17 protein-coding genes are annotated in these 21,814 nt (G+C 38.2%); 5 read left to right on the forward strand and 12 right to left on the reverse strand.

The window, feature by feature from the left end:
• On the reverse strand, positions 1-504 hold a 504-nt coding region (locus R2R28_RS16750; RefSeq protein WP_316826832.1), incomplete at its 3' end, for a M24 family metallopeptidase.
• A gap of 47 nt (positions 505-551) precedes the next feature.
• Positions 552-1,181, reverse strand: coding sequence for a TetR/AcrR family transcriptional regulator (locus R2R28_RS16755; RefSeq protein WP_316826833.1), 630 nt, complete (start codon positions 1,179-1,181; stop codon positions 552-554).
• Positions 1,182-1,537: 356 nt separating this feature from the next.
• Here R2R28_RS16755 and R2R28_RS16760 point away from each other — a divergent pair, with 356 nt between their 5' ends.
• Together R2R28_RS16760 and R2R28_RS16765 are read left to right on the forward strand one after the other, a co-directional pair.
• A complete protein-coding gene (locus R2R28_RS16760) occupies positions 1,538-3,358 on the forward strand; it encodes a M60 family metallopeptidase (RefSeq protein WP_316826834.1) in 1,821 nt (606 codons plus the stop codon).
• Between the two features lie 583 nt (positions 3,359-3,941).
• A complete protein-coding gene (locus R2R28_RS16765; protein ID WP_316826835.1) occupies positions 3,942-4,742 on the forward strand; it encodes a M12 family metallopeptidase in 801 nt (266 codons plus the stop codon).
• Positions 4,743-4,897: 155 nt separating this feature from the next.
• Here R2R28_RS16765 and R2R28_RS16770 read toward each other — a convergent pair whose 3' ends face one another.
• Together R2R28_RS16770 and R2R28_RS16775 are read right to left on the reverse strand one after the other, a co-directional pair.
• Positions 4,898-5,518: a class I SAM-dependent methyltransferase gene (locus tag R2R28_RS16770; protein ID WP_316826836.1), complete on the reverse strand. Its 621-nt coding sequence runs from the start codon at positions 5,516-5,518 to the stop codon at positions 4,898-4,900.
• Between the two features lie 223 nt (positions 5,519-5,741).
• Complete coding sequence (locus tag R2R28_RS16775) at positions 5,742-7,895, reverse strand: GH92 family glycosyl hydrolase (protein ID WP_316826837.1); 2,154 nt, start codon at positions 7,893-7,895, stop codon at positions 5,742-5,744.
• A gap of 269 nt (positions 7,896-8,164) precedes the next feature.
• Here R2R28_RS16775 and R2R28_RS16780 point away from each other — a divergent pair, with 269 nt between their 5' ends.
• Positions 8,165-10,429 (forward strand): glycosyl hydrolase family 95 catalytic domain-containing protein, encoded by a 2,265-nt coding sequence (locus R2R28_RS16780; RefSeq protein WP_316826839.1) that lies wholly within the window; start codon positions 8,165-8,167, stop codon positions 10,427-10,429.
• A gap of 135 nt (positions 10,430-10,564) precedes the next feature.
• Entirely contained in the window at positions 10,565-10,918 is a 354-nt protein-coding gene (locus R2R28_RS16785; RefSeq protein WP_316826840.1) for a nuclear transport factor 2 family protein, read from the forward strand.
• Positions 10,919-11,241: 323 nt separating this feature from the next.
• Here the strand turns inward: R2R28_RS16785 and R2R28_RS16790 are convergent, their stop codons facing one another.
• The 5 genes from R2R28_RS16790 to mutS form a co-directional block, all read right to left on the reverse strand.
• The gene (locus tag R2R28_RS16790; RefSeq protein WP_316826841.1) at positions 11,242-12,429 is read right to left on the reverse strand and encodes a GAF domain-containing sensor histidine kinase; all 1,188 of its coding nucleotides are present in this window, start codon (positions 12,427-12,429) and stop codon (positions 11,242-11,244) included.
• Between the two features lie 151 nt (positions 12,430-12,580).
• Positions 12,581-14,005, reverse strand: coding sequence for a glycoside hydrolase family 125 protein (locus R2R28_RS16795; RefSeq protein ID WP_316826842.1), 1,425 nt, complete (start codon positions 14,003-14,005; stop codon positions 12,581-12,583).
• Between the two features lie 306 nt (positions 14,006-14,311).
• Positions 14,312-14,707: a TlpA disulfide reductase family protein gene (locus tag R2R28_RS16800; protein WP_316826843.1), complete on the reverse strand. Its 396-nt coding sequence runs from the start codon at positions 14,705-14,707 to the stop codon at positions 14,312-14,314.
• A gap of 238 nt (positions 14,708-14,945) precedes the next feature.
• The gene (locus R2R28_RS16805; RefSeq protein WP_316826844.1) at positions 14,946-15,473 is read right to left on the reverse strand and encodes a C40 family peptidase; all 528 of its coding nucleotides are present in this window, start codon (positions 15,471-15,473) and stop codon (positions 14,946-14,948) included.
• A gap of 60 nt (positions 15,474-15,533) precedes the next feature.
• The gene (gene mutS, locus R2R28_RS16810) at positions 15,534-18,146 is read right to left on the reverse strand and encodes a DNA mismatch repair protein MutS (RefSeq protein ID WP_316826845.1); all 2,613 of its coding nucleotides are present in this window, start codon (positions 18,144-18,146) and stop codon (positions 15,534-15,536) included.
• 415 nt (positions 18,147-18,561) lie between these two features.
• Here mutS and R2R28_RS16815 point away from each other — a divergent pair, with 415 nt between their 5' ends.
• Entirely contained in the window at positions 18,562-18,876 is a 315-nt protein-coding gene (locus R2R28_RS16815; RefSeq protein ID WP_316826846.1) for an HPF/RaiA family ribosome-associated protein, read from the forward strand.
• 106 nt (positions 18,877-18,982) lie between these two features.
• Here R2R28_RS16815 and R2R28_RS16820 read toward each other — a convergent pair whose 3' ends face one another.
• The 3 genes from R2R28_RS16820 to mqnE form a co-directional block, all read right to left on the reverse strand.
• Positions 18,983-19,708, reverse strand: a complete 726-nt coding sequence (locus R2R28_RS16820) for a menaquinone biosynthesis protein (RefSeq protein WP_316826847.1) — start codon at positions 19,706-19,708, stop codon at positions 18,983-18,985.
• A 124-nt stretch (positions 19,709-19,832) separates the two neighbouring features.
• Entirely contained in the window at positions 19,833-20,456 is a 624-nt protein-coding gene (locus tag R2R28_RS16825) for a histidine phosphatase family protein (RefSeq protein ID WP_316826848.1), read from the reverse strand.
• A 93-nt stretch (positions 20,457-20,549) separates the two neighbouring features.
• Complete coding sequence (gene mqnE, locus R2R28_RS16830) at positions 20,550-21,743, reverse strand: aminofutalosine synthase MqnE (RefSeq protein ID WP_316826849.1); 1,194 nt, start codon at positions 21,741-21,743, stop codon at positions 20,550-20,552.
• Positions 21,744-21,814 lie beyond the last annotated feature (71 nt).

Genomic DNA, 21,814 nt, shown 5'->3' on the forward strand with positions numbered 1-21,814 from the left:
ATGTCCGGTCAGGTTTTTAATTACCGTATATCCTGCCTTTTTTGCTTCCATTTCAATCAGCTTCCCGATTTCCGATATTTTAACCCCACCTTTAATGTTGCTGATTGCTTTTTTTAAAATTTCCTTCGAGGTTTGTACCAGTCTGCCATGTCCGTTAATATCTTCACCCAGCACAAAAGAACCACCATTATCGGCCCAAAAACCATTTAATTCTGCTGAAACATCAATGTTGATCAAATCGCCGTCTTTAAGAATCTTATTTGCAGATGGCAGTCCGTGGGCAGCTTCTTCATTAACACTGATGCAAGTATATCCCGGAAAACCGTAGGTTAAAAAAGGTGCAGAACGTGCGCCCATTTGTTTGAGCAACTTGCCTCCATATTCATCCAGTTCTTTTGTTGAAATGCCAGGTTTGGCAAATTCACGCATCATTTTAAGGGTAATCGCTACAGCATCACTTGCCTGCTGCATTCCATTTCTTTCGCTTTCGGTAGTTATAGACATGTTTTACTTGTAAAAGTTAATCTGTTATTGCATTTCTCAGCATCCGGTTAAGAATAAGCCCAGTCGATAATTTGTTTGAGTGATTTTTTTATCTCCTCCTGCCCTTTTTCGTCCTTAACATCAATACCACAAAAAGTTCCATTGCTTTGGGCGTATAAAGAGAGGTAATATACCCCACTCACCAAAATAGCCTCAATGGCCCTGATATTTTTATCTTTATCTTTAAAATGATCGTCGTACACACTCTTAAACAGTTTTTCGCCCACCTCCTCACGTTCGCGATTGAGTTCTTTTAAAGGTTCGTAATCTTCTGAAAGACCCCAGGTTACAATTTTGCGCATCTCCTCACTTGCCATTAAAGCATTTAGCTGGTCTTCGAGTAACTGATAGGCCATTTTTTTTCCAAAATCTGCTTTACTTTGTTCAATAACCAAGGCGGTTTGTTCCTCACTAAACCTCCAGTAATCTTTAGTAAAAAGATACTCTTTTACCAACCCGTCAAGTCCGCCAAAATATTTGTATACTAATTTCCTGTCTACATTGGCCTTAGCAGCAACCTGCATCACATTTAAACCCGTAAAACCATTTTTGATAAGGATGGTACCCAACGAATCGATAAGCTTTTGTTTTGTTCTTTCTTTGTTTCTTAGCGGTCCGTCGGTAATTTTTCTGCCCATTGAGTGCTTTTTACCTGCAATTTGCAATTTTCCATGAGATATTTCAAATGATTATTGTGCTATCCTAAAACTTTTCTTTATAAACATAAGTCAGGTCCTTTTTTATAGTGCATACGAAAAAGAGCGCTAACCCGATGATAGGGAAAAATGCAAAACCAATAAAAACTTGTTAATCAAACGTTTGCGCAGTGTTTTCTCTTTCAACTGCATGTAATTATAAATATATTCGATTGACAGTGTAAATAGACTCACGTCTTTGTGTAGCTGATTAAAAGAGGAAGGCAGGGTAGTTGGATCAGTATCAGAGATTGTAACGAAACATCATCACCACCAAATATTTACTAAACCTAAAAACAATGAAAAAAACATCCCTACTCTTTACCGCGATGGCAATAGCCTGCCTTTTTGCCTGTAAAAAAGCAGTCGTATTACCAGAACCAAGTGATAACAGCAAAACAATAAACCGAGCCGCGCTTTTATCCGCCAGTCAGACAAATATTTTTAATGTTACCGAAAAAATTAATGCTTCTATTGAAAGAGACCGTTTAAAGAACGGGTATAATTTAACCGATTTTACCGCAACCGGCTTGTACATGGCGCCGAATGGCACTTTAGATATTACGGTAGAACAAACCGCAGGAACACGTTTACCTAAACTGCTGATTGGCACTTATTCTAGGTATGGCACCTGGAATGCACAACCCACAGTGGTACAGTTAACTGCAGGTACCAATACCATCACCAATGCTGCTGGCGGTTTATTATGGCTAAGGTACACAAGTGCTACTACAGGATCAACCGCAAAAGTGACCTTTAACAGTGGTTTTCAATATGCACCGTATTTTAAACTGGGTGTTACCACAAATGCGGATTGGATAAGTCAGCTGCAAACTTATACCACTCCGGATGTAGTACTCGAAGGTACCAATTGCCTAATTGTGGTATCACGTACCAAAGCTATACAGTATCAGAATGAAGATCAGGCTGCTGTTTTGAATAAAATTACGCAAGTGATTGCGCTCGAAGATGATTTGAACGGTCTGGATAATTCATTGCCAGCACATACTAAAAATGCACACACCTATCTGCTAACGCAACATGAAGATCCCAGTTATTACTTTTTCGCTTACGATTATCGCACGGCTTATATCACTTCTGATGTAAATGCCATTTTAACACTTGATGCAGTGGGTACTAATGGCTGGGGTATGTGGCATGAGCTAGGTCATCAGCATCAAATGATGTGGCGCTGGGGTGCTTTAGGGGAGGTTTCAGTTAACCTTTACAGTTTGTATGTTCAACGAACCCTTACTCCTGCTGTAAACAGGCTGGTAAATGATGGTGTATGGCCTAAAGCATTTACCTATTTAGATAAACCAGCCGGAACAAAAGATTATAACGGATCAACAAGTTATGCCAATCCTTTAACCGATCTCTTTATCAGGTTATGCATGTTCCAGCAGTTAACTTTAGCCTACGGCGATAATTTTTACAGAACACTGGCTAAAAATATGCGCGTCGAAAATCCAACATTAGCCAATGATGATGATAGGTTACGTTATTTCATGCTAAAGGCCTGTAATATATCAGGAAAAAACCTCAGTAATTTCTTTCAGAAATGGGGATTAAACCTATCAACCACGGCGGCCACCACTCAAATTTATAGCGACATGGCTGCTTTGGGGCTACCTGCACCAACTACCGATCCATCTACTTTACAAGATAATGTGGCGCCTTTAACAGAATTGAGTAAGAGTGGCTGGAGCATCAATTCTTTCAGTTCTGAAGAAACCAGCGGAGAAGGTGCTGTAAACGGCAGGGCGGCGACTTTAATTGATGGCAGTCAAAGTACCTTCTGGCATTCCAGGTGGACAAGCACCGCAACCAGTTATCCGCATCAGATTGTAATTGATTTAGGCGCTAATAAATCTGCTAAAGGTTTAAGTTTGGTACAAAGAAGTGGATTAAGCAGGGCGGTTAAAAATTTTCAGGTTTTAACCAGCACCGATAATATTAATTTTACTGCTGTGAATAATTTTGTAGCACAAAATGCTGCTGGTGTACAGTATTTTGCCTTTGGCAGCACCAAAACACTAAGATACTTAAAGGTGATTGCCAATTCTGCACAGGATGCTTTGCAGTTTGCATCTTTGGCAGAACTGGGCTTATATAATTGATGATTTATACGTAAAAAAATATATTTTATATTAAGCAGAATTGAGATTTCTACATATTTCAATAACCTGCAAACCAATAAAGCCTTGGGTAACCCCAGGGCTTTATTGGTTGAAAATTTTAATAAATGAATTATAAAACTCCATAATCAGTTTTAATAAACAGATTATATATGTATGTTTAATTCTGTTCTTGTGTAAAATTTATCACAAAATAACGTCTTAGTAGTCTATAAAAGAACCATTAGTTGAATTTCGTGTAAAAAAGTGAATTTGATTTATAATTCAACATTATACTCCTCTATATTTGAAATCACGTCCCGAACAATATTTACAGTTAAAAAAGAAAAACAGTATTATGAAGGGCATTTTCATTTCCAACCAGGCGAAAGCCTCAAAATCTACCACTTCAGGTAAACAATTACAGCTGCTAGTTCGTATTCCGAAATACGAGATAAGTTTGTTTTTAAGCGCTTTATAGCTAAACTTTTCGCTGGGATTTCTTGTCAAAAATTTTCGCTTTTGTTTTATTCTGCTTAATCTATAAAAAACATAATCAATAATTAACTTTTAAAACCTAAAATCTATGAAAAACCATTTTTTAAAGTCAGGCTTGTTACTTGCGCTGATTACTACTATGACTGTAAGCTGTAAGAAAAATGCAGCAGAAACACCACTTGAGAACATCAATGTGAATGCTAAAAAGACAGAGCTGAATGACAATTTCACCTGTCAGATGAAGATTGCTAAGAATGGCGGCCCGGTAACTGAAGGCAATGGCGCTGCAAGCAAAAGATGGGCTAACGGGAGTACCGTTAAAGTACGTTTTACCGGAGGATCTGCCTATGTTCGCAATAAAGTAAAACAATATGCTAAAAGCTGGGAAACTTATGCCAACATTACATTTTCATTCGTTGCTGATAATGCATCAGCAGACATTAAGATTGCTTTTGATGATGAAGGTTCCTGGTCTGCGCTTGGTACAGATGCAAGAAGTTATTCAACATCAATGAATTTTGGGTGGTTTGATAATAATACCGCCGATACCGAATTTAGAAGAACTACTGTTCATGAATTCGGTCATGCATTGGGATTAGATCACGAACAGTCGCATCCTGATGCCAATATTCCATGGAATACACAAGCCGTTTATGATTATTATATGGGTGCCCCAAATTATTGGAGTAAAGAAGATGTGGATTTTAATGTACTTTCTGTTAATTCCAGAAGTGGTTTAAGCTATACTGCTTATGATACGAAATCAATTATGCATTATCCTGTTGAGGCACGCTTTACAACCAATAATAAAGCCATTGCACCAAACAATACGACCCTTTCGCAGGGAGATATCAACTACGTGAAAATGTATTATCCTGGAAGGAACTAAACCAGTTTAACTTTTAACAAATACAGATCATTTAATAAAGAGGTGTTAAACAAATTTTAACATCTCTTTATCTATTAATTTGCTAAAGAATAGAACAGAAAAAATCTGATACAGTTTGTTTGATGATGATTAAACCACCAATCTTAGAATCCAAGCTAATTTTTAGAACATTTAATCAAATAAAAAGATTGATTTTCTTCTACTTCAGTAATTTCAAACAATCCATACTCGCTAAATTCAGCTTTTATTGATTCTTCATCATAAAAATAGACCTGCGCGCCTTCAAACATTTCATAACGATCATCACTGATCAGTTTACCTTTCCCATAACTACCGGCTTTTTTAGAAATAACCGCAAAAATGAGGTAACCACCCTTCGAAAGTTGGTTGTAACAATCACTGATTAGTTTTTTCCTTTCATCACCGCTTAACAAATGAATTAAAGCATAACAGAATATCCCATCGTATTGTTGCTGATCGAAAGGCATATCAGTTACAGAGCCATGGTGAATCACCATATTTCCTCCGTTATGTTTTTTGGCCATCTCAATGGCTGATTTCGAAATCTCGATACCGGCTACCTCAATTCTGTTTTCCCTGAAAATTTGTGCATTACGTCCATAACCAATTCCAGGTATCAAGATATTTTTTACCGAATTTTTAACAAAAAAATCTCTGCTTAATACGGCCGAAAGGGCTGGTTCTAAACCCCACATTTCCTGTTTTTCGCTAAATGCTCTTTCCCAGAATTCTGGGTTTTCGTTATTATTTGCCATGGTTTATTTGATGATTAAAATTACAACGAAGACCGTGCATGACGAACATCAATAGGTCAAGTTTTAAAAGACCTCGCAGTTTTTTAAAACCTGCGAGGTCTGAATGTTAAGCTAGTGCCCAACTTGGATTTCTTAGGTGGGCAAAATAAATTACTAGGGCAATTAAAAAATCTCTGATGGATATTTCACTATAAACCCTGCAAAAGTTTATAACACGAAGCCATTACTTCGTGTTAATCTCCACCCTGCCGCCATTTGTAAACAAATCATGAGAAATAAAATAACCATCATTATTTTTTCCATTTACTTTGATACCAGAAATCCCCCTGCCCTTGCCCGGTTTGCTAATGGTTAATAACTTACCCGTACTCGTTTTCCATTTTACTTCATCAAAAAGAGGAGCCGTTACAATATAATTCGGATCGGTTGCCGAGAAAGGATACAAACCTAAGGCACTGAATACATACCAGGCCGACATTTCACCTGCATCATCCATGCCTGAAAGTGCCAAACCATCGCTGCCTATCCCGTATAATTCATTCAGGATTTTATCGATAATTTTTTGCGATTTCTCCGGTTTACCAATAAAAGTATAGGCAAAAGGTGCTTCGTGATCAGGCTGATTGCCCTGGCAGTATTGGCCAATCATGGTTTCTACATTCCTCGCTATGTATTTTGGGTTCCATGGTAAGGTAAACAACGAATCCAATTTCGATTCAAATCCCTTAGCACCACCGTAAAGCTCTATCAGCCCTTTCATATCATGTGGTGCGTAAAACGAAACCTGCCAGGCATTGGCTTCCCGGTACATATATTCGTAATAAGGGTATTGTGGGTTAAAAGGTGTAATCCAATCGCCGTTATCCAGCCTTCCCCTCATAAAACGGGTACCCGGATCGAACATGTTTTTGTAATTCTTCGATCTGGCCATCAGGATCCGGTAATTGGTACTGTCACCCAGTTTTTTGGCAATCTGTGCCAATGAATAATCATCGTACGAATATTCGAGGGTTTTAGAAACACCCGCTTTTGCCTTCGTTTCTACATGTGGATTTTTAACATCAGGATCTGAAATATAACCTTTTTCGATATATTCTTTTACAAATGGACGGGCGCCACCATCAACATTGGCGTTACGCAATAAAATCTGATAAGTGCCTTTAATGTCGAAATCGTTAATTCCCCGTAAATAAGCGCCTGCAATAGATGATGCGCCATGATCGCCATGGAAAAATGTCGGAATGAAGCCGGTTTTATCACCTACATCTTTCATTGATTTGATTACATCCAGCGTAACCTTTGGCGTAATCAGTCCTAAAAGCACGTCTTTATTCCGGTAGGTATCCCAAAGAGAAGGCTCGGTGTAATAATTGAAATCACCTTTAATGATATTGCGTTTCGCATCTTTAAATTCACCGTTAACATCACTGCGTAAAGCCGGCCATAAAAATGAGCGGTATAAACACGAATACAGCATTTGTTTTTGTTTATCGGTGCCGCCTTTTACCTGGATGTTAGCCAAAAGTGATTCCCACTTCACCGTGGCTTCATTACGGATCTGCGTAAAAGTTTTATTGCCGATTTCTTTATCTAAATTTTCTTTGGCATTGGCTGTGCTTACAAAAGAGAGTCCGATTTTTAATTCTACCGGTCCTGTGCCTCCATCAGCCAAATGAACAATGGCATAACCGGAGCGTTTGCCGATATCAGTTTGATCAAGTTTATCTATTTTGCCATTTACTGTAGCATAAAAGTAAACATTTTCTCCACCCTGAAAACCCTGTATAGCCGAAGTTCCTACCTGTTCTATATTCCAGGTATTAACACCACTATTGGCTTTTCCAATCAAAAAAAGTATTTGTCGGTTTTGGTTGTTTTTATACTCATATTGGTGAAAACCAGCCCTTAACGTTGAGGTGAGTTTTACATTTACCTTATAATCATCAAGATATACCTGATAATAACCGGGTGCTGAACTTTCATTTTTATGCGAAAATTTTGATCCGAACTTCCCGCCGGGATTTGAAAGTGGTAAAACCGGAATATTGCAAAGGTTCCAGTGTCCTTTATTGGTGTGTGCGAAACCATAAATGGTATCGTCTTCATACTCGTAGCCGGCTCCAGAGCCAAATTCGGTAATTGGACTCAATTGTACCATCGCATTCGGCAATGAACTGCCCGGAAAAGTTAAACCTGCCCACGAACGCCAGCCCTGGGGTAACTCATACCCTAATATTTTAGGATCGGTTAATGGTGCGGTACCGATAAAGGTATTTACGTACTTGGTAAGTGATGTTTTGCTCTGACTATAAGCCTGATAACTCCCAGGCACATTTAATAACAGAATAAAGAATAAAAATTTGGTTAGTGATTTCATTTTACATAAAACGATTTAGTGTGTAGTATCAAATATAGAAATTCTATCAAATTCATCAATTAAATATCATAATAGTTACCTGAGAAAGATTTGTACCTTCCATCTTTATTGAGAAATAGCTTCTCATTTGTGTTGTAGTTATCACCCTTAAAATGCAATGCTTAAATAATTGAATAATATGCCAATAATCGAGATGCATTCGCTCATAGCCAACAAAAACTATTATCCGATAATATATATCTTTGAAAACACACTAATCAAATATGAGTATGCTTTCTAAACCTAAGCAACTGAGAAGCCTGATGCTGGTTGCATTTTTGGCATTTAGCTTTTCGAACATTCTACTGGCGCAACAGAAACAGACCACTCCATTATTACTATGGGACGATAAACCAGCTAAAGACTGGATGACGGAAGCCTACCCGATTGGCAATGGCCGTATTGGCGGAATGATTTTCGGTGGTGTAAACCAGGAACATATCCAGCTTAACGATAATACGCTTTGGACAGGTGATGAAAACGACAGGGGTACCTATCAGGCATTAGGGGATTTATTGATTGATATTGAACAAAAGATTCCCGATTTTACCGATTATAAGAGGGAATTAAACCTGGCCAACGCGGTAAACTCCATTAATTATACCCAAAACGGCGTACATTATAAACGTGAATATTTTTGCAGTTTTCCGGATAAAGTAATGGTGTTAAGGCTTAGTTCTGATCAAAAGAGTGCTTATTCTGCAGCCATCCGATTAAAAGATGCACACCAGGGCAAAATTACTGTTAATGGGAATACCATTGAGTTTAGTGGCAAATTATCAAATGGCATGCCTTATCAGGCTACTGCGCTCGTTAAAATTGAAAACGGCAAAAGTTCTTCAGCAAAGGATGAGAACGGCGAAAAATTAATAATAGATAAAGCTGATGCCATCACCATCATTTTTACAGCCGCAACCCATTACAGCAATAAACGCGAACAACAATGGAAAGGTGAAGAACCGGCACCTAAAATTGATCGTATACTAAAAGAAGTTTCCTCAAAAAGCTACTCCAACTTATTAAAAAGCCATATTCAGGATTACCAGAAACTATTTAGCCGGTTAAGCCTTAATTTGGGAGAAAGTGATGCCAACAACAACAATTTACCCACTTACCAAAGATTAATTGACTATAAGAAAACCCCTGACCACAACCTTGAAGCCTTAATTTTTCAATACGGAAGATATTTGCTGATCAGTTCTTCCAGAAAAGGTGGTTTGCCTGCCAACTTACAAGGTCTTTGGAACGAAAGCAATACCCCACCCTGGGGAAGTGACTATCACTCGAACATCAATATCCAGATGAACTACTGGCTTGCCGAACCAACCAATCTTTCTGAATGTCAGATTCCATATTTGGATTATATTAACAGCATGCGCAAAGTGAGTGCCATTGCCACACGCAAACAATACCCCAATACACGTGGCTGGACGGTAAAAACAGAAAATAATATTTTTGGCGGAATGAGTTTCTTATGGAACACGCCGGGCAGTGCATGGTACGCACAGGCCCTCTGGGAGCATTATGCCTTCACAAAAGATAAAGATTACTTAAAGAATTTCGCTTATCCGATCATTAAAGAAATCTCCGAATTTTGGGATGACCATTTAAAAAGAAGGCCCGATGGCACTTTGGTATCGCCGCTGGGCTGGTCGCCGGAACATGGCCCAACGGAGGATGGCGTAACACACGATCAGCAGATTGTGTACGATCTTTTTACCAATTACATTGAAGCTGCTGAAATTTTAAATATCGACAGCGACTACAAAAAACACATTGCCGATCTGAAAGCACATCTTTTAAAACCAAAAATTGGTAAATGGGGACAGTTACAGGAGTGGGAAACCGACCGCGATGACCCTAAAGATCAGCACAGGCATATTTCACATCTTTTTGGTTTACATCCGGGAAGAGAAATCAGTACCATTAAAACACCAGAGCTTGCCAAAGCAGCAAGAGTTACTTTAACAGCACGTGGTGATGAATCAACGGGCTGGTCTATGGCCTGGAAGATGAATTTCTGGGCAAGGTTACAGGATGGCAATCATGCTTATAAAATATTACAGAATTTTATTACTCCAGTTGGCGGTTCAGGTACCGATTACAATAAAGGAGGTGGTATTTATTCGAATCTTTTTTGTGCACATCCACCCTTTCAGATTGACGGAAATTTTGGTTACACTGCAGGTATTTCTGAAATGTTATTGCAGAGTCAGGCGGGTGAGCTTCAGTTTTTACCAGCCCTACCCGATCAATGGTCAACCGGAAGTATCCAGGGTTTAAAAGCCAGAGGTAATTTTGAAATTATCGATTTACAATGGAAAAACGGTAAGGTCACCAAACTCACCATCAAATCCCTATCTGGTGAAAATTGCATAGTGAGAAGCCCGAATGCATTAAAAAATGCAAAAGGAATTACGGTAGAAAAATCGGGGAATGATTTTAAATACAGTTTTAAAACGCAGGTAGGAAAAGTTTATAATTTTGAAGGATAAGATAAATTAATGAATGATAGGATGAGTGAATGTAATAATAACGCTATAAAACATTCTCTCATTCAAAACTCAGTCACTCATTAATTCTTCAAACATTTTCTTTCAAATTTTCGTTTTATCTTAAAAGAAAAAGCCATGAGTACCTCAAATAAAATACTAACAGAACACAATGCAAAAGTTGTTGTGCTTGATTTTATTAACGCTTTAAACGCAGAAGATTTTGAACTGGCCAGGCGACAATTGCATGATGATATGACTTTTAAAGGTGTAATGGGCGAAAGAAGTGGTGCCGATGTATATGTCGATGACATGAAAAAAATGAAATTCAAATACGACGTTAAAAAAGTATTTGTAGAGCAGGAAGAGGTTTGCCTTTGGTATGATATTAATATGGGTGGAAAAACAATTTTTTCTTGTGGCTGGTATAAATTATCGGAAGAAAAAATCCAGTCGTTCCAAGTGATATTCGATCCGAGACCTATATTATAAAACCAATTAATCTATGCATCCCCCCTAGTTACCGTCATTTCGAGCGCAGTGCAACGCAGTCGAGAAATCTAACTAGAGAGATCTATGATAACACCCGAGTCTAAGGATCTTTAGGGTTTAACTGTAAAATAACTAACAGACCTGCTTAAGTTTTTTAATAATGATGTGTTTGCTTTCCAGTTGGAATAAAAACATTAAGAATTCATCAGTTTCACTAATTTCTATATTTAGAATTTTACCAGATAGATTATTTTCGTCAGTAATCTCATCTCCCACTTTCAATTCCAGCAGTGTTGATGTTGGCAACCGATCATTTACCGATATCATTTTCTATAAGGTAAGCGTAAAGTAAAACAAGTTTGTTCTGGTGTAGAAGATACATCCAGGGTTCCTTCGTGGGCATTTGCAATTTCAGAGGCTATATATAAACCCAATCCTAATCCTTTTTGATTTGGTTCCACTTCCCCCCGTGAAAAAGGCTGGAACAAACGCTCCATCGCTGCAGCCGGAATCTGTTTCCCTTTATTGGCTACACAAAGGTTAAACTCTTCTGCTGTGCTGAAGGCTGTAATTTCGACAGTAGAATCTGCCGGAGAATAATTTAGGGCATTGGCTAAAAGGTTAGAGAAAAGTTGCGCCAACCGTTTGCCATCTGCATTTACGGGGTAATGAAAATTAAAATTTACCTCAATATTTCTGCCCGGCCAAATGGTTTGTAATTCATCCACTACCTGAATCAGCAATTTCTCCAAATCCTCATCTGGCGTTCTGCTAATGGTAATACCTTCTCCTAAACGCCCACTGGCAAAATCCAGCATATTTTCAATCAGTCCGTTCATCCTGAAAGATGAATCTTTAACAATCTTAGTAATCCGGATGCCTCGCTCGTCTAAATTTAAACGCGACAATAATTGCGCACTACTGGATATAGCATTTAAAGGATTCCGTAGGTCGTGCCCTAAAATGGCGATAAACTGATCCCTCAAAACAGCTATTTCCTGCTCCTTTTTAAGTTCTTTTTCGGTAATGGCTAATTGATCGAGTGCATCTAAATGGAACGCAATTAAATCGGCAAACATGGTAAACATCCCCGTTATGGTTGGGTTTTTAAGCTTGGCTGGTTTAGGATCAATGGCGCACAGTGTACCAAAAAAGTCACCGTTTTTTAAAATAATCGGAACGGAAATATAACTTTGAAAGCCATACATCGTTGGGGTGTGATGTCCTCTGAAATTCTCATCCTCATCAACATGATCAATCACAACGGCTTGTTGGTGCTGCCTGATTTCGTTACAGATGGTTGTTTCTAACTTGAGTTCTCCACCAACCGGTAAACCAAAATTAATTTCATCGAGAACTGCGCAAACAGTCCATTTATTGGAGGTTACCCTGGCTACAGCAGAAAAACCCATTCCGGTTGTCCGGCACACAATTTCTAAAATATGTGCAACAGCAGGTATTTTGTTGATACTTTCTATATCAGAAAGGATGGTTCTATTGGGATCTTGCAAAGCGGAATGAATAATCTTCCTGCAATTTACAAATATTTCTGCTTTTAAAAACTATTGATTACATATTCTAACGCATGTTTTACAAAAAATGGGATAAATGCATTAATTAAACGCATTTATCCCATATCAATAATTTTAATATATCTGCAATCTACGCTTTTAACAAAGCAGGTTTTTCATGATAGGTACGCCAAAGCAGTTCGCCAAACAAAGTATTCGACCAGGCGAACCAGGCCCTTGTAAAGTTTGCAGGATTGTCTTTATTAAAGGATTCGTGCATGAAACCTTTGCCCGCATGTGTTTTACGCAAAGTATCAATACAGTATTTAATCTCCGCATCATCTTTAGAAGTCAACGCACGCATCGTAATACTCATTGGCCAGATCATATCCTGACCAGCATGCGGACCACCGATTCCTTCTGCTGCCGTACCTTTAAAGAAATAAGGATTGTCTTTAGAAAGGGCAAATTTTCTGGTATTCTGATAAATAGGATCTTCCGCCTTCATGGCACCTAAATAAGGTAATCCCAATAAGCTCGGTACGTTAGAATCATCCATTAAATACGAACTACCAAAACCATCAACCTCAAAAGCATAAATTTTGCCATATTTTGGATGGTTTACGATGGCGTGTTTTTGCAAAGCTGCATTTACTTCATCAGCAAGGTTTAATAAATTACTCTCTAAAGTTTTATCGCTTTGCAAAGCTTTGATCATTTCAGCAGCTTGTTTTAAACTCGAAACTGCGAAGAAGTTGGATGGAACCAGGAAAGGAAAAATGGTGGCATCATCACTCGGACGGAAAGCTGAACAGATCAATCCAACCGGATTAACAGGAAAACCATAACCTGCCATTGGTAAAGAATCGGTAGGTTGGGTAGTTTCCCTTTGAAAATGGTAAGGACCTTTATCGGACTTGCGCTGTTGCTCTTTAAAAGTTTTTAAGGTTGCTTCAATTCCTTTTTTCCAGTCGGCATCGAAAGGCGTTTTATCGCCAGTTTTTTTCCAGTAATGGTAAGCTAAACGGATGGGATAACATAACGAATCAATTTCCCATTTACGTTCGTGTACCCCTGGTTGCATAGCTGTTTTATCCGTTTTCCACTCACCTACTTTGGTGGCATCACCATAAAAAGCGTTTGCATAAGGGTCTTTTAATACACATTGCGTTTGGTGGATAATTACGCCGGCAATTAATTTTTTAAGCGGTTCATCTTCATTTACAAACTGAAGGTATGGCCAAACCTGTGCCGAACTGTCGCGTAACCACATCGCATCAATATCACCCGTAATGACATAAGTATCTGGTCTTCCATTTTTCTCAGCATGGTAAACAGTAGTATCCAGTGTATTGGGGAAACAGTTTTCGAATAACCAGGCCAGTTCCGGGTTCTTTACGTTTGCCTGGAAAGTTTTAATGGCAGCATCTACTGCTTTGCTCTGAAAATGTCTTTTAGCAGCAGCTACACGTACCACAGGAAATTCTGGTGCCAGGTTAGCAGCTAAAGAAAATTTCGATGCAACTACTCCTCCAGCCAGTAAACCTGTGTTTTGTATAAATGTTCTTCTTTTCATTATGATGTGTTATAATAATTTGATTCAGTTTTATGTTAACCGAAATCTGTCTGATATTGATATATAATCAATTTAAGTATGAGATTTTATTCGGTTAGCGCTTAACAAATATTATTATAATTTTTGGAACATCAAAATAGAAATATGCAAATAGAGCTTCCTAAATCGATTTTTGTGTAGTAAATTATTTCTTTGAGATCATCTATTATATACCATTATGCTTCTGCGAAAATCTGCTACCTCAGCGGGAAAAATACGTTCCAGGTATCCCACAGATCGAATAAGATTAGCGCAGATACTATTGGTTTATTTTAAGTTTAACAAGGTATTTTTAAGTTCTGCTTCTGTAAATTCTTTCTCGTAAAACCGCCTGGTTTTCTTATTCACAAAAAGCGTAGCAGGAATAGCGCCTGACCATTTTTTATCAATTCTTTCTATATATTGCTGCTGATCGGGTTCGTTTAAAAGAAATACTTCGGCATTAATTTTATTCTTTTCTACAAATGGGATCACTTCCTTTTGCAGCTTTGATTTAAAATCCAGACTTACCAAAATCACTTTAACCGGCTTTTTTAAGTTCGCTACACGAAGTTTCTCGAAATTAGGCAATTCAGCAACACATGGCGAACACCAGGTGGCCCAAAAGTTGATTACATATGTAGTATCTTTTCCATTGGCCAAACGTTTATCTAAATCATTCAATTTGAGTAGTTTTACCTGCGCATTAACAGAATAAGTAATTAAGGATAAGCAGATTATGAAGAATATACGCATAAAAGAATAACGAAAAATAATAAAGTTTGTTTTATTGATTGGAGCCTAGAAAAGCGATCGTCATTTCGACTGAAGCTCACCGATTTTTCATCGGGAGCGAAATGGAGAAATCTATAACTTAAGTTTCTCCATTTCGTTGCACTCCAGTCGAAATGACGAAAATGGATTAATTAACCGATCCCGATTTTACCAAAACCTTTTGATATGCCGGTAGTGTTAAATCGTCCACAATTACACCACGGGTAGTACTTGCATGTACAAAAAAACCATTATTGAGGTAAACTCCAACATGATCTACATCATTTCCGCCAAAAGAGAAAAACACAAGATCGCCTTCTTTTAAATTGTCGATATCCTTTCTTCTTACTGCATTGGCCTGGTCGCGGGAAATGCGTGGAAGTGTGATGCCGTAAATTTCTTTTTCTAATAAAAATGCAAAGCCAGAGCAATCGATCCCGCTTTTATCCAACCCACCAAACCGATACCTTACCCCTGTCCAATCGGTAATGAAGCGATAAAGTTGCTTACTTTTTAAATTGGCCATGGCATCAGCCGCTTTCGATGCTTTGGTATCACTTTTAACCGTGTATTTTCGTGTACCGCACGACGAAAGGAAAAGCGTGAGGGCTATTAAGTAAAAAATATTCCTTTTGAAGTGTAAGGTGTAAGGCCTAAAGTTTAAGGTAATCTGCATAAATATGATATTAATGTATTAGAAATTAAAGATGTTTTGTCCTTAAACCGCTAACCCTTCCTAATTCTTAATCAATCTTTGAATTTCATCCAACTTTAGCAAAGCCTCAACTGGTGTTAACGCATTAACATCCAAATTATTCAGTGTATCGCGGATTTTCACTAAAACAGGATCATCAATGGCAAACATCTGCAATTGGTAAGCCTGATTCTGCACTTTTTTAATGCTGTCTTTAATACTTTGCCCCTCTGTACGGTCTATTTCTAATTTTTTAAGTATTTCGTTCGCACGCCCTATGAGTTTTGGTGGCATACCGGCCATTTTAGCCACATGGATACCAAAACTATGTTCGCTTCCGCCCGGGACCAGTTTACGTAAAAAGATTACTTTATTGGTCATTTCCTTTACCGCAACATTAAAGTTTTTAATCCGCGGCATGGTATTCGCCAACTCGTTTAGTTCGTGATAGTGTGTGGCAAAAAGTGTTTTTGGTCTTGATGTTGGGTGCTGATGTAAAAACTCTGCAATGGCCCAGGCAATCGAAATACCATCATAAGTGCTTGTTCCGCGACCAATCTCATCTAATAAAATTAAACTGTTGTCAGAAATGTTATTCAGGATACTGGCTGTTTCGTTCATCTCCACCATGAATGTACTTTCCCCTGATGAAATATTATCTGAGGCACCAACACGGGTAAAAATCTTGTCTACCAAGCCTACTTCTGCATCTTTCGCCGGTACAAAGGAGCCCATTTGTGCCATTAGTACAATTAAAGCAGTTTGCCTTAAAATAGCTGATTTACCCGCCATGTTGGGGCCGGTAATCATAATAATCTGCTGACTGTCGGTATCCAGATACACATCGTTAGTGATGTATTCCTGGCCAACGGGTAACTGCTTTTCAATTACCGGGTGACGGCCACCTTTTATGTCGAGTACCTTATTTTCGGTAACTTTCGGTTTATTGTAATGGTTTTTAGCAGCCAACTGTGCAAAACACAACAAACAATCCAACTGTGCAATTAAAAACGAATCGAGCTGGATCGGTTTGATATAACTCGCTGTTTCGTACATCAGTTCGTTATACAAACGGATTTCAATGGCTTGTATTTTCTCTTCCGCACCTAAAATCTGGTCTTCGTATTCCTTAAGTTCTGGTGTAATATAACGTTCGGCATTTACCAGGGTTTGTTTACGGATCCAGCCTTCTGGCACTTTATCTTTATGGGTATGGGTAACTTCTAAATAATAACCAAAAACGTTGTTAAAAGCGATTTTTAAGGATGGTATGCCTGTTGCTTCTGCCTCGCGTTTCTGGATCTGCACCAGGTAATCCTTACCACCGAAAGCAATTTTGCGCAAGCGGTCTAAATCTTCATCAATTCCATCCGCAATTACATTTCCTTTAATCAATAATGCTGGTGGCTCAGGTTGTAATTCCCTTTCAATCCTTTCCCTAATGGCCAAACAAGGGTTCAATTGATCCGCTATTTTGATCAGGAAAGGATTTTTAGAATCAGCAGCTAGTTTTTTAACGGCTTCAATATGATATAATGCGCGTTTTAAAGCAACCAATTCTCTCGGGCCTACACGTTGCAGGCCTACTTTGGAAATCAAGCGTTCTAAATCGCCAATCTGTTTAATGTTATTTAAAAACTCACCCTGCAGTTCTTCATGCTTTACAAAATACTCTACCATGCCCAGGCGTTCCTGGATAGGCTTAAGCTCCTTTAAAGGCATAATGATCCACTTTTGCAACAAACGTGCACCCATTGGGGTACAGGTATGATCGAGGATATCAAACAAAGTTACCGCGTTATCATTCGGCGAATTCACCAGTTCCAGGTTACGGATGGTAAAACGGTCTAACCACATGTAACGGTCTTCTTCAATGCGGCCTATCGAGCTGATATGCTGCAGGTTACGATGTTCTGTTTCACCAAGATAATGCAAAATAACACCTGCAGCTACTATTCCGCTTTGCAGGCGCTCAACGCCAAAACCTTTTAAAGATGAAACGTCAAAATGTTTCATCAGGGTTTCATTACCATAATCAGAGGTAAAAGGCCATTCATCTAAACCAAAGGTGTAAAAACGGTCACCAAAGTTTTCGGTAAAAGCCTGACGTTTCGATTTTTGAAAAATTACTTCTGTCGGTTTAAAACCCTGCAGAAGTTTATCAATATAATCGCTATTACCCTGGGCGATTAAAAATTCGCCTGTTGAAATATCTAAAAATGAAATGCCCAATTGTGTTTTATCAAAGAAAACACAGGCGAGAAAATTGTTCGATTTTTGGTTTACAATATTGTCGCCATAAGCTACCCCTGGCGTAACCAACTCTGTTACACCACGTTTAACAATAGTTTTTGTCGTTTTAGGATCTTCGAGCTGATCGCAAATGGCAACCCGCTGCCCTGCCCTCACCAATTTGGATAAATAATTATCTAAGGAGTGGTGCGGAAATCCTGCAAGTTCCAATGCTCCACCATTCGGACCAGTACCTCTTCTGGTTAATACGATGCCTAAAATCTGTGCCGTTTTAATGGCATCTTCGCCAAAGGTTTCATAAAAATCGCCAACCCTAAATAGTAAAAGTGCGCCCGGATACTTCGCTTTAATGGCGTTGTACTGCTGCATTAACGGGGTTTCTTTATTCGTGTCTTTAGCCAAAACTGAAATTAATTTACAAAAGCCATAAAGATAACACGAATAAGCATTCTACGGCTGTTTTGTTGAAAAGTTAAAAGATTGTTAGTTTGTTTAACCGCTTAAATGTTTAAATCTGTTATTTACGAGGCACCCACTTAACCATTTCTCTTCAGTTAACCATCATTTTGGAAATGAAGGGTTCTGTGCATTTCGGGTGGTACAGTCCTGCTCATTACAAGTCACGGGCTTTTCATTTTAATCGGGTTTATAAACAAAGTTTGTTTTAACCAAATGCGTGATAGTTTGATTTCTCCACAGTTAACCGATTTCTACTGTTTAAACAATTAACCATAATTTCAATAATTAACCTATATTCCTAAAACGTTTCTCCCGGTTATGTGTTATATTTATATTAATTTAACCTAATATTATAATAATGACGATCCAACTGAATACCGACAAGAATTTAACCATACACCAGGAATACGACGAAAAAATTCAAACGCAGTTAAATGAAGGTTTGAGCAGGTACAGTGATTTAATTACACGCTTAGAAGTTCATTTATCTGATGAAAATGGAAGTAAAGAAGGTTTAGATGACAAAAGATGTTTATTAGAAGCCAGAATTACAGGAAAAGATCCTGTTGCCGTTTCGAATTTAGGCAATACTTACGATTTAGCAATTGCAGGTGCTTTAACAAAGCTTAAAAATACACTCGAAAAAGTGGCGGGGAAAATGAAAACACATTAGATATAGATAATCGTCATTCCCGCGAAGGCGGGAATCTTAAAGCGCATACAAATGCATTAAGATTCCCAGTCAAGTTGGGAATGACGAACCTAAGAAATATTTTATTTTACAATTGCTCTATATATCCCAAAAATAGCTTTAAAGCTTTCTTTCTATCATCTGTTACATCAAATTGAAGTTTGTGGTACAGGTAATCTTCCAGATCAAAATTTGATGATGCTGGTAATTCCTGTAAAACTTCTTTTCTATGATCAAGACCAAACTTTAATGCGGCATTAAATTCAGCCTTAAATTCCTGAGAAATTTCTTTATTGGCCACCCATGCAGCATACATAAAAGGTAAACCAGTAAAATTTTTCCACTCCTCACCCATATCATAAGCGTAGGCAAAATTGTCTTTTTTACCAAAAGTTCTATCACCGATTAAAACAAAAGCATCTGTTTTCGCATTCGGATCAGTCGTAAATTCCACTTCTTTTTTCCAATGGAACTTAAGCAATACTTTAGCTAAATTGTTCGATGTCCGCGAATGGGTATCTAGTCTTACCGTTTTAATTTCTGCAGCAGGAACTTCACTAAAAATGAATACCGAATTTACGCCACCATCACTGCCAATACAATAATCGGCTACAATATTGGCATTTGGAACCAGCGGAATCGCTGCTACAGGCATTAAACCAATATCAACCTGACCATTAATTACTTTGGCGGCGCAATCTGAAGGGATATCTAAACTTAAGTCAATCTTATTTATAATGTCCGAATGTTCTAATCCGTATATAAAAGCTTTGGTGTTGGTATAAGCAACAGCCGATATTTTAATCTTATTCAAGGTGTTATGCTAAAATTTTTATTATCACTCGCCATGGTTTGTGTCCTCACGAACCATTATATGAAATCCTCTATTATGCTGCCATCAGATCCTGAAACAAGTTCAGGATGACAAATTGTGGAAGTTATCCAATTACTAAACCGTCTAAATGAACGGCACTATTAAATTCAAGAACGGTAAATTTTCCATGCTCGAAACCCATTTTATAGAGCACTGTATTTTGATGAGGGAATGCTGTCATTTCGCTTAATGGTTTACCTAATAACAAACATAAGAAAACACGCATCGCCCTGCCGTGCATACAAAGTAAAACTGTTTTTTCTTCGGGCCTTGTCATTAAAACTTCCATAGGTTGTTTCAAGCGGTCGTATACATCCTGAACACTTTCGCCACCCTCGAAATGAGCTGTATAATCGCCATTCTCCCAGCTTTGTAACATCTCCCGGAAAGCATCACGCGCATCTTCTGTATTCGGTTTTCCTTCCCAAATGCCCCAGGCCAACTCGTCTAATCCCGAAAGTTTTTCCCAGGGTAATTTCGAATCAATAAACTTTTGAACAGTTTGCCAGGTGCGTTTTAGATCTGAAGTATAAATCTTATCAAACCGAATATCTTTATAAATCTGATAAAAAGCCTCAGCCTGTGCCCTGCCTAAATCATTTAAGTCAGAATTTATACCCCTGCCCTGTACTATGCCTTGTCTGTTAAGTTCCGTTTCGCCGTGGCGGATGATGTATATTTCCTTCATCAATAATGATTGAATTTTGAATGATTGATTGTTTAATTATTGAATGAGCTATTTTGAATGATAAAATAGGGAATTGCTTATCACACTCAATCCTTAATTTACTACCGGTAATTTATAATATTGCGGTTTCTTTTCCTCTTCAAAAACTACGTTTTCGAAATCGGTAACCACATTATATAAAGTATCGCGTTCTATTGCTTTTCTGCCCACCTGTTTAATTAAATTGACCAGCTCTTTGGTACTCATTGCAGGAGTTTGCTCTTCGGCACCGGCCATCGAGTATATTTTGGTGGTATCATCCAAAGTACCATCAATATCGTCAACGCCGTAGTTTAAGGATAACTGTGCCGTTTCGCGACTGATCATTGCCCAATAGGCTTTAATGTGATCAAAGTTATCCATATAGATCCGCGCAATGGCATAATTTCTTAGATCTTCAATTACTGAAGTTTCAGGCACATTACTCATCTGGTTATGCTGATTTCTAAATTTTAGCGGAATAAAAGTCTGGAAACCACCTGTGCGATCCTGCAACTCACGTAATTTCTCCATGTGATCTACACGGTGCCAATATTTTTCGATGTGCCCGTAAAGCATCGTGGCATTACTGCGCATCCCAAGTTTATGCCATTCTTCGTGTATATCCAGCCATTGCTGACCGGTACATTTATCTTTCGCAATTTGTTCCCTGATTTCCGGATGAAAAATTTCTGCGCCACCACCTGGTATCGATTCTAATCCGGCTTCTTTCATCAAACGCATACCTGTTGCGTAATCAATTTTAGCTTTCTTAAAAATGTAATGATATTCTACAGGTGTTAATGCTTTTACATGCAAATCAGGGCGATGTTTTTTAATAGCGGTGAACAAAGCCGAATAAAAGGCTACATCATATTGCGGAAGTACGCCCCCAACAATGTGTACTTCTGTTACCGGTTCGCCATCGTATTTTTTAACGATATCCAGCATTTGCTCCATCGTTAAGGCCCAACCTTCTTCTTTTTGTTTAATCAAACGCGAATAAGAACAGAATTTGCAATCGTAAACGCAAAGATTGGTAGGTTCTAAGTGGAAATTGCGATTGAAATAAGTTGTATCGCCATGTTTTTTCTCCCGAATAAAATTCGCGAGTACACCAACATAACCTAATTCGGCATGTTCATAAAGGTAAACACCTTCGTCAAAGGTAATCCGCTCTCCGTGAAGAACTTTGTGTGCTATGTTTTGTAATTCAGTTGATAAATTGGTATCAGCTAATATTTTTTCAACTTGCTCAGTTGTATTCATTCCTGATTTATTTTGAACAAAAATACAATAATGACGCGATTTGAAAATCATTTTCTTGTAACAAACCGCGA

The sequence above is a fragment of the Pedobacter miscanthi genome, assembly GCF_032678605.1.
GTDB classification, from domain to species: domain Bacteria; phylum Bacteroidota; class Bacteroidia; order Sphingobacteriales; family Sphingobacteriaceae; genus Pedobacter; species Pedobacter miscanthi_A.

What these genes read in the sequence shown, in the direction of transcription:
- R2R28_RS16755 (WP_316826833.1), bottom strand. Translation starts at nt 1,181, where the DNA reads ATGGGCAGAAAAATTACCGACGGACCGCTAAGAAACAAAGAAAGAACA.
- R2R28_RS16760 (WP_316826834.1), top strand. Translation starts at nt 1,538, where the DNA reads ATGAAAAAAACATCCCTACTCTTTACCGCGATGGCAATAGCCTGCCTT.
- R2R28_RS16765 (WP_316826835.1), top strand. Translation starts at nt 3,942, where the DNA reads ATGAAAAACCATTTTTTAAAGTCAGGCTTGTTACTTGCGCTGATTACT.
- R2R28_RS16770 (WP_316826836.1), bottom strand. Translation starts at nt 5,518, where the DNA reads ATGGCAAATAATAACGAAAACCCAGAATTCTGGGAAAGAGCATTTAGC.
- R2R28_RS16775 (WP_316826837.1), bottom strand. Translation starts at nt 7,895, where the DNA reads ATGAAATCACTAACCAAATTTTTATTCTTTATTCTGTTATTAAATGTG.
- R2R28_RS16780 (WP_316826839.1), top strand. Translation starts at nt 8,165, where the DNA reads ATGCTTTCTAAACCTAAGCAACTGAGAAGCCTGATGCTGGTTGCATTT.
- R2R28_RS16785 (WP_316826840.1), top strand. Translation starts at nt 10,565, where the DNA reads ATGAGTACCTCAAATAAAATACTAACAGAACACAATGCAAAAGTTGTT.
- R2R28_RS16795 (WP_316826842.1), bottom strand. Translation starts at nt 14,005, where the DNA reads ATGAAAAGAAGAACATTTATACAAAACACAGGTTTACTGGCTGGAGGA.
- R2R28_RS16805 (WP_316826844.1), bottom strand. Translation starts at nt 15,473, where the DNA reads ATGCAGATTACCTTAAACTTTAGGCCTTACACCTTACACTTCAAAAGG.
- R2R28_RS16815 (WP_316826846.1), top strand. Translation starts at nt 18,562, where the DNA reads ATGACGATCCAACTGAATACCGACAAGAATTTAACCATACACCAGGAA.
- R2R28_RS16825 (WP_316826848.1), bottom strand. Translation starts at nt 20,456, where the DNA reads ATGAAGGAAATATACATCATCCGCCACGGCGAAACGGAACTTAACAGA.
- mqnE (WP_316826849.1), bottom strand. Translation starts at nt 21,743, where the DNA reads ATGAATACAACTGAGCAAGTTGAAAAAATATTAGCTGATACCAATTTA.